At 58.6% G+C, this 14,838-nt stretch carries 10 protein-coding genes; all 10 read right to left on the bottom strand.

Translation table 11 applies throughout. The features are described 5' to 3' along the window. Positions 1–4: 4 nt before the first annotated feature. Genes QEH54_RS16735 through QEH54_RS16780 form a run of 10 tightly spaced genes read right to left on the bottom strand, consistent with a single transcriptional unit; the run spans position 5 to position 14,826 of the window. The gene (locus tag QEH54_RS16735) at positions 5–1,603 is read right to left on the bottom strand and encodes an amidase family protein (RefSeq protein ID WP_309019857.1); all 1,599 of its coding nucleotides are present in this window, start codon (positions 1,601–1,603) and stop codon (positions 5–7) included. A 47-nt stretch (positions 1,604–1,650) separates the two neighbouring features. Beyond that, positions 1,651–3,216, bottom strand: coding sequence for an amidase (locus QEH54_RS16740; RefSeq protein WP_309019858.1), 1,566 nt, complete (start codon positions 3,214–3,216; stop codon positions 1,651–1,653). 34 nt (positions 3,217–3,250) lie between these two features. Continuing rightward, entirely contained in the window at positions 3,251–4,789 is a 1,539-nt protein-coding gene (locus QEH54_RS16745; RefSeq protein WP_309019859.1) for an amidase family protein, read from the bottom strand. Positions 4,790–4,793: 4 nt separating this feature from the next. Beyond that, a complete protein-coding gene (locus tag QEH54_RS16750) occupies positions 4,794–6,368 on the bottom strand; it encodes an amidase (protein ID WP_309019860.1) in 1,575 nt (524 codons plus the stop codon). A gap of 12 nt (positions 6,369–6,380) precedes the next feature. Further along, positions 6,381–7,949: an amidase gene (locus tag QEH54_RS16755; RefSeq protein ID WP_309019861.1), complete on the bottom strand. Its 1,569-nt coding sequence runs from the start codon at positions 7,947–7,949 to the stop codon at positions 6,381–6,383. A 9-nt stretch (positions 7,950–7,958) separates the two neighbouring features. After that, positions 7,959–9,488, bottom strand: coding sequence for an amidase (locus tag QEH54_RS16760; RefSeq protein WP_309019862.1), 1,530 nt, complete (start codon positions 9,486–9,488; stop codon positions 7,959–7,961). Positions 9,489–9,516: 28 nt separating this feature from the next. After that, on the bottom strand, positions 9,517–11,082 hold the full coding sequence (locus QEH54_RS16765) for an amidase family protein (RefSeq protein WP_309019863.1): 1,566 nt from the start codon (positions 11,080–11,082) through the stop codon (positions 9,517–9,519). Positions 11,083–11,107: 25 nt separating this feature from the next. Continuing rightward, positions 11,108–12,667, bottom strand: coding sequence for an amidase family protein (locus QEH54_RS16770; protein ID WP_309019864.1), 1,560 nt, complete (start codon positions 12,665–12,667; stop codon positions 11,108–11,110). Further along, complete coding sequence (locus QEH54_RS16775) at positions 12,654–13,793, bottom strand: asparaginase (RefSeq protein WP_309019865.1); 1,140 nt, start codon at positions 13,791–13,793, stop codon at positions 12,654–12,656. The genes QEH54_RS16770 and QEH54_RS16775 overlap by 14 nt, the downstream gene beginning before the upstream one ends. Beyond that, positions 13,783–14,826, bottom strand: coding sequence for a type II asparaginase (locus QEH54_RS16780; protein WP_309019866.1), 1,044 nt, complete (start codon positions 14,824–14,826; stop codon positions 13,783–13,785). Before QEH54_RS16780 ends, QEH54_RS16775 begins: the two co-directional genes overlap by 11 nt. Positions 14,827–14,838 lie beyond the last annotated feature (12 nt).

Raw genomic sequence — 14,838 nt, forward strand, 5'->3', positions numbered from 1 at the left:
CGTTTTAGTAGTCGAAGGTTTCGCCCTCGAGAGGAGGAGTGGTCGGAGGCGATACGCGGTTCATGGAGTTCTGCTCGTAGCCGTAGGCGATCTTGAGAACGTCGAGGTCTTCGAAACGCTTTCCGATGAATTGGATGGAGATCGGAAGGTTCGTTTCCTCCGTGTATCCACCTGGGACGACCACTGCTGGCAAACCGAGGGAGGAGGAGAGATTGTTGGTGCCAGGGCTGGCGGTCCACCAGTTGCCATCGCCGCGGCGGCGTTCGCGGTCGAGGGCAGGCGGAGGGTCAGCGGTAAAAGGCTGCACGATGGCGTCCAGCTCATAGCGATCCATGAGCTCCTCGATGAGAGCGATATACATCACACGTGTGCGGTAGCGAGCTTGGTAGTCGAGGCTTTTGTCAGGAGATTCCAATGACATGGCCTCTACCATGCGGCGTGAGAATTTGTCTTCGCCAACAGCCTCCATCCATTCGGCCACGTTCTTGAAGGGAGCCTTGGCTCCAAGGCGAGCTAGGTAGGCGTTGGTGAAGTGAATCTTTTCGTACTCAGCCGTGCGCAGGCGAGGTTGCGAGGTCTCGTCCGCGATGGAAGGGTTTCCGGTAAGGATCGGGTCGACGATGAAAGCTCCCGCTTCGCGCATGTCCACCAGGGCCTTTTCGAAAATGGCGGTGCCTTCTTCGAACTCGGGACCTTCAGGTATCATTTCTCTCAATACACCAATGCGCTTGCCAGCGAGGCTTGGCATATCAAGTTCCTCTGCCCAATTGCTCATCGGGAAGTGGCCAATCGGATTGAAGGTGGTGAAGTCTTCCGCGTCCCAGCCGGAAATAATGCTGAAGAGGGTCGCGACGTCGTAGACGCTGCGTCCCATGGGACCGGGTCGGTCTTGGGTCGCTCCGCGAGGGATAATGCCTGCTCGGCTAACCATGCCGTAAGTGCCGACCATGCCAACGAGACTGCAGTTGGAAGAGGGGCTCTGCACGGACACGCTGGTGTCGGTGCCGATGGCGAGCGTAGCGAAATTAGCAGCCATAGCGACGCCGCTGCCATTGGACGAGCCGCCCGGAGAGTAGTCGAGATTGTATGGATTTTTGCTTACGCCGATGGGATGGGTCTCGTCGAATCCGTTTCCGAACCAGTTAGTAGTGGAAACCTTGGCGAGAATGATCCCCCCTGCGTCGTGGATTCTTCCCACGATGGTGGCGTCGCGATCCGGCACGGGCGCTCCCAGAGGGGTGAATCCACCGGTGGTAGGCAGACCGGCCACATCGATGAGGTCCTTCAGCACGATTGGGATGCCATGAATCGGAGACCGGGGTCCGCTTTCCGCTCGCTCCTTGTCGAGGGCGCGAGCTTGCTCCAGCGCTTTCGGATTTAAGTGGATGACGCAGTTCACGGCGGGCCCCTTCTTATCGTAGGCCTCGATGCGATCGATGTACATCTGGACAAGTTTCTCGGAGGTTAGAGCTCCGGCGTCCATGGCGTCGTTGATGTCAGCGACGGTCGCCGTAGCGAGGTCGAAGGTTTTTGCCGGAAGTTGCGTCGCAAGTAGCGATCCGGCTGCGAGCAGGATACGGGGTATCGATTTTGCTTTGATCATATGGTCTTAGGCGTTGTTCGGTGTTCGTGTGGTGTTAAACTGTGTATCTAGTAATCGAATACCTCTCCCGAAAGGGCAGGCGTGGTGGTAGGGAGCTTTGGCATCTCCATGGCCTTCTCCGCTCCAGCGGCGACTTTGAGAAGCTCGAGATCCGCGAAGGGCTTTGAGATGAATTCGATACCGATGGGAAGATTCTCGCTGGTGTATCCTCCGGGAAGGATGATGGATGGCAGACCGTTGTTGGAGGCCAGGCTGTTGCTGCCACCGGGAGCTCGTGGTTGGTCGCTATCGATGCGACGAGGCGGAAGGGTGCTGAAGGGAAAGATCAGGGCATCGAGATCGTAGGTATCGATTGTATCCGAAATGGCGCTTCGCAGCATGGTACGCAGTCGGAGCCGCGCTTGATACTCGGGACTGGTGTCGGGATGTTCGAGCTCGAGGGCGCTGTGCATGGCGTCCGAGAAAAGCGCGTCGTCATTTGAGGCGATCATCTCCTGTATGGAGGCGTAGGGACGGTCGTCTCCGAAGCGGGCAAGGTAGGCGTTTTGGGCGAAGATTTTCTCGTATTCGGCAGTTCGGCCCACGCGGGAAGTGGAAAGCGTTTTCAAGTCGAGCCCTGTCACCACCGGGTCGATGATTTGAGCGCCAGCGGACTCGAGCGCCTCGAGCGTCTGTTTGAAGATCGTCAGGCCCTCTTCGTGCTCCGGTCCTTCGTAGATCATCTCCCGAAGCACGCCGATACGTTTGCCTCGCAGATCGGCAGCCTTGATTTCCTCCAACCAGCTAGGATCGGCATAGTGCCCGGATCCCTGGAAGGTCATGACGTCTTCTACGTCCCAACCGGAAATGACGGTGAGCATGGTGGCGATATCCTCGATGGAGCGTCCCATCGGCCCGGCCCGGTCTTGAGTGGCCCCGCGCGGCATGATGCCCGCTCGCGAAACCATGCCCTGCGTAGCGACCATGCCAGCGAGGCCCGAATGGGCGCTGGGGATGCGCACGCTGCCGCCGGTATCGGTGCCAATGGCGATGGGGGCGTACCAGGCGGCCATGGCGGCGCCCGGACCGTTGCTGGAGCTGCCGGGAAAGTGAAGCGGGTTGTAGGCGTTTTTGGTGGGACCGTGGAAATGGGTTTCGTCAAAGCCGTTGCCGAACCAGTTCGTGGTGGCCGCCTTCGCCAGAATGATCCCGCCCGCTTCCTTGATGCGCCGCACGATTTCCGCGTCACGAGCGGGAACCGGCGTGCCGAACGGCTTGAAACCGCCAGTGGTGGGCAATTCGGCGACGTCTACGAGGTCTTTCACGATGACTGGAATGCCGTGAAGGGCAGAGCGTTTGCCACTCTGGGCCCTCTCAGCATCAAGCCTGCGGGCTGTATCCAACGCGTCAGGACTCAGATGAAAAATCGCTTTCAGCTCAGGCCCCTTCTTGTCGTAAGCCTCGATGCGGTTCAGGCAGAGCTGGACCAGCTTTTCGGAGCTGAGTTTTCCCGCGTCGATAGCGGATTGAATTTCCGCGATGCTTGCCCGCGATAGATCGAAGGTCTCCGCGTTGAGCGAGGCGGCGCAAGCGAGCATGGCGGACCAGCGGGTGATCGTTTTTAGGTAGGACATGAGAAGGCGAGGGATCGGGAAAGAAGCGGTGTGTTTAATATTCGAATACTTCGCCATCGAGTGGAGGCGTGAGAGCGGGCGTCTTGCGGTTTTTGCTAGCGAGCTCGTAGCCGTGGGCGATCTTGAGCACGTTCAGATCATCGTACTGCCGTCCGAAAATCTGGATACCGATGGGGCGATTGTCTGGAATGTAGCCTCCAGGAACGATGACAGCGGGCAATCCGGTGCAGGAGGTGAGGTTGGTAGTTGATTCGGGAGGACGCGGGCCGGGATAGGGCTCCGGCGGGAGCGTGCGATAAGGCAGAGCGATGGCGTCGAGATCAAAGCGATCCATGGTCTCGTGAATCAAGTCGATGATGGCCTGGCGAGCGGCGTAGCGGGCCTTGGAATCCTCGGCCGTTCCGGGCATCGGAAGCGGTTCCTCGGGCTCGACGGTCTGATTGTACATGGTCTGGATGGAGTCCCACTTTGTGGCGTCTCCAAGGCGCTTAAGATAAACTTCCTGATGAGGGCGCTTCTCGTAACGAGCGGGTGAGATGTAGGCGCTGCGAGTCATCTCCTTCAGGTCAATTCCGGTGAGGATGGGATCGACGACGAAGGCCCCGGCGCGGCGCATGTCCTCCAGAGCGATTTCGAAAAGCTTGCGCGCCTCCTCGTGCTTCTCGCCCTCGTAGATCATCTCGCGGAGCACGCCGATGCGTTTTCCCACAAGTTCGTTGTCTCCAAGTTCCAATGACCAATCGCTCTCCGGAAAGTGGCCCATGGGGCGAAAGGTCATCAAGTCCTCCGCGTCCCAGCCCGCCATGACGGAAATCATAGCCGCGACATCGTAGACGCTGCGGGCCATGGGGCCGGGGCGATCTTGGGTGGCGGAGTTGGTCAACACGCCCGCGCGGCTGACCATTCCCTGGCTGGCGACCATGCCGACCACGCTGGAGTTGGCGGACGGGTGCTGCACCGAGGCGCTGTTGTCGGTGCCGATGGCGAGTTGGGAAAAATAGCTGGCGATGGCCGCTCCGCTTCCGTTGCTGGTGAAGCCCGGCGAATAGCCCGGCTTGTAGGGATTGAGCGTCAGGCCGATGGGATGCTGTTCCCAGCTGCCGAACCAGTTGCGAGTGGAGACCTTGGCGAGCATGATGGCTCCCGCGTCTTTCAGCTTCGCCACCAGAGTGGCGTCGCGCTTGGGAATGGGTGCTCCGAAGGGAACGTGGCCTGCGGTCGTGGGAAGTCCGACGATGTCTACCAGATCCTTGAAAACCACGGGGATGCCGTGCAGCTGCGAACGCGGTCCGCTCTCGGCTCGCTCCTTGTCCAAGGCTCGGGCTTCAGCGAGCGCGTTCGGGTTCAGGGTGATGACCGTATTGATCTTGGGCCCTTTCTTGTCGTAGGCCTCGATGCGATTGAGGTAGAGCTGGACCAGCTTTTCAGCCGTGAGGGCGCCCGCGTCCATGGCCTCTTGCACGTCGGCGATGTTGGCGGTGGACAGATCGAACGTTTTGGCGGAGCAGGGAGCGAGGGCTCCGGTGATCAGGATGCTAGCTGCGACAAATGGTTTTAGCAGATGGATTGGCATACGTTTAGTATTCGAAGACTTCACCGGGAAGAGCGGGCACGGATTCGGCCGGCTTACGGTTTTGGGAGGCGGCTTCGTATCCGTAGGCGACACGAAGCAAATCGAGATCGGAGAAACGCTTCCCCACAAACTGGATACCGACCGGCAGGTTTTCGCTGGTGTATCCACCCGGCATGATGATGCCAGGCAGTCCGGTCACTGAGGTGAGCGTGTTGCGATCGCCATCGCCGCTGGTGCGGCCGGTGGAAATCGCGGGAGGAGGCAAGGTGCGATAAGGCAGGACCAAGGCGTCCAGCTGCCATTTGTCGATGGTTTCCTCAATCAGTTCGCGAAGGGCGAGGCGCAACTTGTGGCGTCCTTGGTAGTCTTCGATCGTTTCCGGAGACGGCAGGCTCATGGCGGTCACGTAGCGCGGGTGGGCGATATCCATACCAGCCGCTTCGAACATGTCTTGAATCGTTTCGAAAGGGCGGTCCGGTCCGAGGCGTCTCAAGTAGGCGTTGGACGCGGGGACAAGCTCGTAAGGATGGGTGGTGCCAGTGATCGGGCTGCCCGAAAATTCGCGCAAGTTGGTGCCGGTGAGAATGGGATCGACGACGAGGGCTCCGCCATCCTTCAGATCCTGCACCGCAGCCTCGAAGCGCTCAATCACTTCCGGATCGGAGGGGTCCTGTATCATCTCTCTTAATACGCCAATGCGTTTGCCTTCAAGAGAAGGCGTACCCAGCAGCTCCGCCCAGTCGCTTTCGGGAAAGTACCCAATGCCGTCGGCCGTTGTCAGGTCTTCCACATCCCATCCTGCGATTACCGAAAAAAGGGCCGCGGTATCGTAGACGGAACGTGTCATCGGTCCGGCCCGGTCCTGGGTGGGACCGCGCGGTACGATGCCGCTGCGCGAAACCAGACCCTGCGTGCCGACCATGCCCACGAGGCTGGAATAGGAGGAGGGGATTTGCACGCTGCCCCCGGTGTCGGTTCCCAGGCCCACGGTAGCGAACCAGGCAGCGATGGAAGCGCCTGTACCGTTGGACGAGCTGCCGGGCGAGTGCTCGATATTGTAAGGATTCAGCGTCCAGCCAGTCGGGTGTTGTTCCGAATCGAAACCGCCGTTGCCGTACCAGTTCACGGTGGCAACCTTCGCTAGCACGATCGCCCCGGCCTCCTTGAGCTTGCGAATGACCTCGGCGTCCCGCTCAGGCATCGGATAGCCGAAAGGCTTGAAACCCGCTGTCGTGGGAAAGCCTTTCACGTCGATGAGGTCCTTCACCATGACCGGAATCCCGTGCAAGGGCGATCGGCGGCCTGTATTCAATCTTTCCTTATCAAGAGCCTTCGCCTCGGCTAAAGCCTCTTCGTTCAGGTAGAAGATCGAGTTGATCTTCGGTCCCTGCTTGTCGTAGGCCTCGATGCGATCCAGATAGAGTTGGACAAGTTTCTCGGAGCTCAAGGCACCGGCATCGGTGGCGTCGATGATGTCGGCGATGGTAGCGGTCGAAAGATCGAAGGTCTTGGCAGACAGGGGAGCGCTTCCAGCCAAAAGGAGGGAAGCGATCCCGATTGTTTTTAGGAGGCGGTTCATCTTAGTTGGTGATCAAAGATTGGGCTTGATGTATCCACCAAGCTGAGACTCGAGATAGGACATGGCTGCCATGACGACGCCGTCCGCCCATGGGCGACCAACGACTTGGAAGCCGATCGGAACGCCATTGCTGTCGGTGCCACCTCTGATAACTCCGGCGGGATAGCCAGTGACGTTGTAGATCGCGGTGAAGCTGCCTCCCGGATGGGAACGCGTGTCCAGAGGGTCGCCGATCTCGCTCACCGGGAAACCGCGCACCGGACAGAGCAGAATGTCGTAGTCCTCCATGAAGGTGAGGATTTCGCTCTTTATCTCGTCTTGAAGCTCCAGCAGCTCGGTTACGCGGGGCATGGGCACCAGCGGGTAGTCGAAGCGACGCGAAGGGCCGGGCACGATGGTGCCGTACCTCTTGGTCAAGCGCTCCTGCCAGGCATTGCCATCCGCGTTGCGGAGCTCGCTGCGAATGTCGATCGCTTCCAAAATGCGAGGCGGCGTATCCTCGGAAACCGGACAGCCTGCGTTTTCCATGGCTCTGGCAGCTTTTAGCACGACGTCGCGAACCTCGGACGTCGCCCGCATGCCACCAGCGCCCTGCTGCAGGTAGTAGGCCACGCGAAGCTTTGAAATATCGACCGTGGACGGATCGGTCATGGGCACGTCGTGGATGATGGCGTCAAGGTGGTCGGGACCGGAGATGATCGGCATCAAGGTGATGATGTCTTCCACTTTTCGACACATAGGCCCAAGCTGCTGGTAGGAGTCGAACATCCCGCCGTAGTCGACGATGTGGCCAGTGCGCGGGACGCGACCAGTGGTCGGTTTGAGACCGGCGACGCCATTGGCATGGGACGGAGAGCGAATGCTGCCTCCGAAGTCGCTGCCGATATCGAAACCGGAGCCTCCTGCCGCCACGATCGCTCCCGCTCCACCGCTGGAGCCGTAGGTGGAGAACTTCGTATTGTAGGGGTTCCGGGACATGCCGAAAAGGATGTTGGAAGTGGTATTCAACCCGGATACGCCTCCCAAGGTGAATTCAGGCGTATTGGTCTTTCCCAGAAGAATGGCCCCAGCTCCCCGGAGACGAGCCACGGTGGTGGCATCCTTTTCCGGAACGAAATGAGAGCGTCCCTGTGTTCCTCCCGTGGATACGACTCCTTCGGTGTCTATCGAATCCTTGATGGTCATCGGAACTCCATGCAGAGGGCCCAGCGACTGGCCTTTGGCGAGCAGCTCGTCGGCCTTTTTGGCCTCATCGAAAGCGCGTTCGAAACAAGGCGTGACCACCGCGTTTATATACGGATTCACTTTATGAATACGATCCACGAAAAGCTGAACCGCCTCCGTCGATGAGAGTTGCTTAGACCGAATGAGCGAAGCCAGCTTGGTGGCGGACATGAAATGCAGTTCATCCTCGGGGTCGTTCGATTCGCGAATACCAGCGACAAGAAGCTTTTCAGGAAGGGGCTTGTACGAAAAAGCCGCTTTGCTCGGCCGTGGGGTGGCGAGCGTGGAGGCGATCGCTCCAACTCCTAGCGATTTCAGAAAGGAGCGTTTGCTTAGCGAAAGTGGTTCTTGCTTCATGGTCGTAGCTTAAGAATTGAACTCCGCTCCGGTGAGTTTCGGGGCTTTCCAGCCGCCAAAGGCCTTTTCGATCTCGTACGCGACCGCTAGGACGTTGTCCTCTTTGAAAGGGCGGCCGACGATCTGTAGGCCGATGGGCATGCCATCCGGGCCTTCACTGGCGCGAACGACCGCCGCTGGCCAACCGGTGACATTGTAGACACGCGTGTAGCCGCCGCCTCCGCTGCTGGAGGTTTCGTCCAAGCGACGGGAAGGGGAGGCGTTCGCCGGGCAGACGATAATGTCGTATTTGGAAAACCATGACGCCATCTTCGAACGAAAGGCGTCCTGCTTTTCGAGCAGCGCGGTGAACTCTGGAGTGGAAATGGGTTCTCCGTTGATGCGACGCATAAGACCAGAGGAGGGTTTGCTCGTGCTTGATTTCGCGAGCAGGCGCTCGAGCCAAGCCCCGCCATCGGCATCGGTGATCTGGTTGCGTAGCGGATAGACGACTTGGTCGCCTCGATGATAGTCTTCGGTCACGCTGGCGACCTTGGGTTTTAGCAGCTTGACGGCGTCCGCCACCAGTTTACGCGTTTCCGGAGTAGGCGGGGACAGCTCATTGTCGAAATAGTAGGCGACGCGAAGCGTGGAAAGCGAAACGCCCGAAGGGTCGCCTAACTTAGCCGGTATCACTGCTGCGTCGCGAAAGTCGGGACCGGAGATGATGGGTAGAATGGTGGCGAGGTCTTCCACGTAGCGAGTGAGCGGGCCCAGCTGCTGATAGGCGTCGAAGGCTCCTCCGTACCCTGGCCAATGGCCGGTTCGGGGCACGCGACCGGTGGTCGGTTTGATGCCGCAGATGCCATTGGCGTGAGCAGGGCCGCGAATGCTGCCGCCAAAGTCGCTTCCGATATCGAATGCCGATCCGCAGGCAGAAACGATGGCTCCCGCTCCGCCGCTCGAACCACTGGGGGAGTGGGCGATGTTGTGCGGATTGAAGGTTTGCCCGTAGACGAGGTTAAACGTACCTTTTCCCCCGCCGCCGAGGGTGAATTCAGGCGTATTCGTTTTTCCGATCAATATGGCCCCGGCAGCCCGCAGACGCGCCACTACGGTAGCGTCTTTGTCTGGAATACGAGTGGCATGGCCGAGTGTTCCCGCGGTGGATACAACCCCCTCCGTGTCGAGCGAGTCCTTGATGGTGAAAGGAACTCCGTGTAACGGCCCGACTGGGCTACCTGAAGCGATAGCCGCGTCCGCTTCTTTCGCTTCTACTAGAGCTCGCTCGGGACAGGTGGCCACCACCGCGTTGATGGCTGGGTTTACTTCGCTAATGCGGCTCAGGTAGTCCTGAACCAACTCCACGCTTGAAATGCTTCCCGATTTGACCGCCTCAGCGAGCTTGGTGGCTGAGCTTTCGATGGAGAGCCCGCCGTTTTTCGAGCTTGCCGATTTGACGATTTGCGGAAAGCCGATGCCGAGGGCGATAGCCCCCAAGCCAGTCTTTTGAAGAAAACGGCGGCGATCGGTATGGTTGTCAGGCGAGAGCGGATACATGAGGAACCTGTGGTTGTGAGGCGTTGGGCTAGTAGGAGATTGTTTGCCCTTTCAAGGGCGGAGTGTTTTCGGGAAGTTTCCGATTTTTGGATACCGCTTCATATCCGGAAGCCAATTTGATCAAGGTAGGCTCGCTGAAGGGACGTCCGAGAAACTCGATGGCGATCGGAAGGTTTTCCTCCGTGAAACCAGCTGGCACAAGAAGGCCGGGAAATCCGGTTTGGGAGGAGAGGGCATTGTCACCCTCCCGGTTGCTCCAGCCATCGGCGATCTTCGATGCGGGCAGTGTTTTGAAAGGGAACACCAAAGCGTCGAGCTGGTACTCGTCCATCAATCGGATCAGGGCTTCGCCCATCATCTCGCGGTTTTTGAGTCTGCTCAGGTAGGGACCGTTGAAGTCTAGGTCGTCCACTTGATCCCGCTCGCGGAGTCGCTCCAGATGATCCGGGTTGGCGTCGATCATCTCCGTCATGTTTTTGTATCGGGCGTTGGGGCCGAGACCGGAAAGGTAGTAGTCGGTGGCCGCTTTCTTTTCCCATGCGGAAACGCGGGTATTGGTAGCGAGGCTAAGCAGCGGCAATCCAGTACTGAGCGGGTCGATCACGGTGGCGCCGGCTTCTTCGATCTGCTCGATAGCAGTTTCGATCAAAGCTGTGGCTTCCTCATGGATCTCTCCAGAGCGGAACATATCGCGGAGCACCCCGATGCGAGCCCCTTGCAAACCACTTTCGGGATCGACGAACTGGACGTATCCACCTTCTGGAACATGACCGCGGGAGGCCATCGTAACCAGATCCTCGGGATCGAAGCCAGCGACCGCTTCCAAGGTGGCCGCGAGATCGTAGACGCTGCGGCTCATGGGACCGCCACGCTCGTGGGTGAGGGCGTTCATGATCATGCCGGTGCGGCTGACCAGACCGAGGGTAGGCGCGAGCCCGACAAGGTTGTTTTCCGAAGTCGGGTTGCGGATGGAAACACCGGTTTCACTGCCGAAGCTGACCTGCGCGAAGGCCGCCGCGATGCCAGCTCCCGAGCCTGAGCTCGAGCCGCCGGGAACGTATTCGAGGGCGTAGGGGTTGAGGGTTTGACCGCCGAGCGTGCTCGCACCCCAGGGAGCGCGGGCGAACCAGTCGTTCATGTTCGTCTTTCCCAGAATGATGCCGCCGTTTTCACGGAGTTTTTTGGCGACCCATCCATCGCGCCATGGCATGGAACCCTCAAGTCCAACGAATCCAGCTGTGGTCGGCTGCCCTTCGGCATCGAAGAGATCTTTAAGAATAAAGGGAATTCCGTGAATCGTAGAGCGAGGACCCTTTTCCGCTCTTTCCTTATCCAGTTCGCGAGCGAATTCCAGAGCCTTCGGATCGACGTAGATCATGGCGTTGATCGCGGGGCCTTCTTTGTCGTACGCTTCGATGCGGTCGAGGTACATTTGCACCAGCTTTTCGGAGGTGAGCGTGCCGGCATCGAAGGCTTTGTTGATATCCTCGATCGTCGCGTTGGCGAGGTCGATGGATTCGGCCCGTAGCGAGGATGCGGACAAGCCGATTTGAAGGGCGAGAATGAAGGCGAGTGATAGATAGTTTAGACGCATAGAAATTGTATTGATAATTGAATACCTAGTAGGTGATTGCTTCTCCTGGTAGTGGTGGGGTGCTTTCAGGCGCTTTCCGGTGCTGTGTCGCTTGCTCGTAAGCGTATCCCAGTTTGAAGAGAGTGGGCTCGGAGAAAGGGCGACCTAGCAACTCGATGGAGATTGGGAGTCCTTCGGAGTTGAAACCTGCGGGAAGGACGAGGGCGGGGAGGCCTGTGACGGAGCTGACCGGGTTGTCACGGGGGCCGCGGTCGCCCGTGCCAAGAGGAGGGGCAGTGAGCGACTTGAATGGGTGAACCAGCACGTCGACCTGATGTTTGTCCATCAGCTCGATGATCATGGTCTTTAGCGTTTCGCGATTCTTGAGACGGGCGAGGTATTCGTCGTCGTACTCCACGTTGCCGAGTTCGATGGAGCGCAAGTATCGTGGACCCATACCGTCGAGGTATTCGCCAGATTCATACAATTCCTCTAGTGATTTGTAGGGAACCGTGTCGCCCCGCGAAGCGATGTAGGCGCGATAGGCCTCGTAGAACTCGTGGTTGCTGGCTCGAGCCAGGGGGAAGAATTTGACGATGTCCATCCCGATGGAGAGACCGTCGATGACGAGGGCTCCTTGCTCCTGTATCTTTACGATTTCCAGATCGATTAGATCATTGATTTCCTGAAACTGATCGCCTTTGCGGAACAGATCCCGGAAGACCCCGACCCTTGCTCCTTTGAGCCCCTCTGGATCGAGGAAATCCGTGTATGGCGAATCGGATACGACGCCCAATTGAGCGTGTGTGAAAAGGTCTTCGGCATCGAAACCGCGCATGTAGCTGGCCATAATGGCGGCGTCTTTGACCGATTTGGCATGGGCTCCCGCCCGGTCCTGCGTATAAGAAATGGCGATCAATCCAGCTCGACTGATTAGCCCCTGACTGGGAGCGAAGCCGACAAGGCTGTTGTTGGAAGCGGGACTTCGGATAGAGGCACCTGTTTCGGTGGCGATTCCAAGCGTGGCGAATCCGCAATTGACCGCCACTCCCGGCCCTGCGCTGGAGCCGCCGGGATTGCGAGAGAGATCATAGGGATTGAGGACCTGGCCTCCCAGCGAGCTTAAGCCTTGGGAACCGCGGTTGAATTCGTCAAGATTGCCCTTGGCCAGAAGAATGGCCCCCGCGTCCTTCAGTTTGCGTACTACAGTCGAGTCGTCGAGTGGGAAGGTATTGGCAAGTCCGATACAACCGCCCGCGGTGGGGGCATCGATCGTGTCGACCGTATCTTTTGCAACGAAGGGAATGCCATGAAGAGGGGAGCGCGGCCCGCTCTCGGCCCGCTCCTTGTCGAGTTCCCGGGCCCGTTCGAGGGCGTTTTCAGCGATAGCGATGATCGAATTCACCGCTGGCCCCTTCTGATCGTAGGCCTCGATGCGGGCAAGGTAGCGTTTAACCAGTTCTTCTGACGTCAACGTACCGGCGTCGAAGGCGGCGTTGATGTCGTCGATGGTCGCGTTGCTCAAGTCGACGGTTTTCGCGTAAGCGAGGCAAGGAAGCGCCGCGGCGAGAAGGGCGACGGTGAGGAGTCCTTCAGTATTCGACAAATATTTCTGATATTTTGGATACATCTTTGGTTTTGGTCAGGGCGAGTTGGAGAAGGATGCGAGCTTTCTCAGGGGGAAGATTGTCGCCAGGGACCACGTTGGCCTCCAGGCGGCGTGGCGTTTCCTGAACGCGCCCCCCTCGGGTTCGAGCGGTAGCGACGACTACAATGCCAGCTTCCTGAGCACGCTCCACGGCGTCGCTATACCCACTGAGGGAACCGGCGCCAGTGCCGTCTACGACGATGCCTTCGACACCATTTTCGATGAGGGCGTCGATGAGGAATTCGGCGGCGTCCGAATAGCCGTAGACGATGTGGACCTTGGGCAAGGTTTCGGGCAGTTCCGAAATGTTGAACTCCGACAGGTAGGTGTGCTTGCGCGTCGGCTCCATGTAGAACTTAACGATATCCGGATCTGCGACCCCCATCATGCCCAAGTCGATAGATTGAAAGGTATGAAGGCGATAGGCGCTGGTCTTCGTGACATCGCGAGCGGCGTGGATGCTTTGGTTCATGCATTGCAGTACGCCTTTGCCGGTAGCCTCAGAGTGGGCTGCTACGCGGACCGCGTTGTACATGTTTACCGGACCATCCCCACTCAGTCCCGTCCATGGACGCTGAGCTCCCACGAAGACGACCGGTTTCTTGATGTCGACCGTCAGGTTCATGAAAAATGCAGTTTCCGCCATGGTATTGGTCCCATGGGTGACCACGATTCCGTCAACGCTGTCGTCTGTAGCCAGTTCCTGGAGACGTTTTGCGACCTTCATCCAATGCTGTTCCGTGGGGCCCCGCTGATCACGATCCTCTGGCTGCCGTTGGTCTTCTGGTGTAACGTTCGCCACGAGCGCCAGTTCTGGAAGAGCGTCGATCCAGCCTTGAGGGTCCACGCGTGGCGCTCCGTAGTTGGTAATGTTGAGACGTTCCTTGGCGGTACCGGAAATGGTCCCTCCGAGGGAAACGAGTCGTACATTTGGCAGCTCGGTACCCGGAACCGGGTAGGCGGAAGGAATTTCCTGAGCTCGGAGAGATAGGCTGCACATGAGCGCTGCCAGGCAGACAGTTGCGGCGCTGCGGGCGAAAGGTTGTATGGCGCGAGCCTTTGTAGTTGAAAGATCAGTACTCATTGAAGATGCGTTGAATTTCTTTGAGGCTCGAGGTTTTGGTGAGGGCGAGACGCAGGAGAATGCGTGACTTCTGGGGGTTCAGATTGTCGGCGGTGATATAGCCGGACGAGAAACGCCGGTCGCTTAGCACCACTCGACCTGCTCCTTTGCGGTCGCTGTTTACCACGATGATTCCGGCCGCTTGGGCTTTTTTGATTTCGCCGCCAAAGTTCCTCGATCCGCTCGATAAGACGAGACCGTCGATGCCATCTTCAACCAGCGCCGGGATGGGAGCGGCAGAGGCTTCCTGATAACCGTAGACAATGTCCACTTTGGGTAGCTCATCCAAGTCCATCACATCGAATTCGCTATTCGCGGTGTGCCTTACCAACGGAGTTCGGTAGAAGACGACGCGGTCGGAGTCGGTGTATCCGATCGGCCCGATGTCACGCGAGTCGAAGGTCTCCACATGGTAGGTATGCCCCTTGGTGGCGAAGCGGGCGGAGTGGATGGTGTCGTTGAGCACAATCATAACTCCTTTGCCGACCGCGGTTGGTTCGATGGCGACGCGCGTCGCGTTGTAGAGATTGAACGGTCCGTCGCGGCTCGCCGCCGTGAACGGACGCATGGCTCCGACGACGATAACCGGTTTTTCGGACTTCACCGTGAGCTGGAGGAAGTAGGCCGTCTCCTCAAGGGTGGTAGTGCCGTGGGTTACGACCGCTCCTGAAATATCGTCTCTAGCAAGGGTTTCGGTGATCTGCTTTGCGAGGCGAAGATGATGGTCTGCTCCGATGCTGCCACTGCCGACGTTGCTGATTTCGTGTACCTCCATGATGGCGATATCCTTCAGCTCCGGAAGGTCCGCTAGGAGTTCGGCGGGAGTGACGCGTCCCTCGCCGTATTCCATAAGTTTCTGACGATGGGCGCCCTTGCTCTGAATGGTACCGCCGGTGGTGAAGAGAGCGACGGTTGGAAGATCTTGAGCGTAAGCGGCCCCGCTAAGAAATGCGATGAAGAGGAGCGCGAGTTTGGGAAGGAAGTGATGTTTCATATTCTGAATACG

This window comes from Pelagicoccus sp. SDUM812003, assembly GCF_031127815.1.
Taxonomy (GTDB): domain Bacteria; phylum Verrucomicrobiota; class Verrucomicrobiia; order Opitutales; family Opitutaceae; genus Pelagicoccus.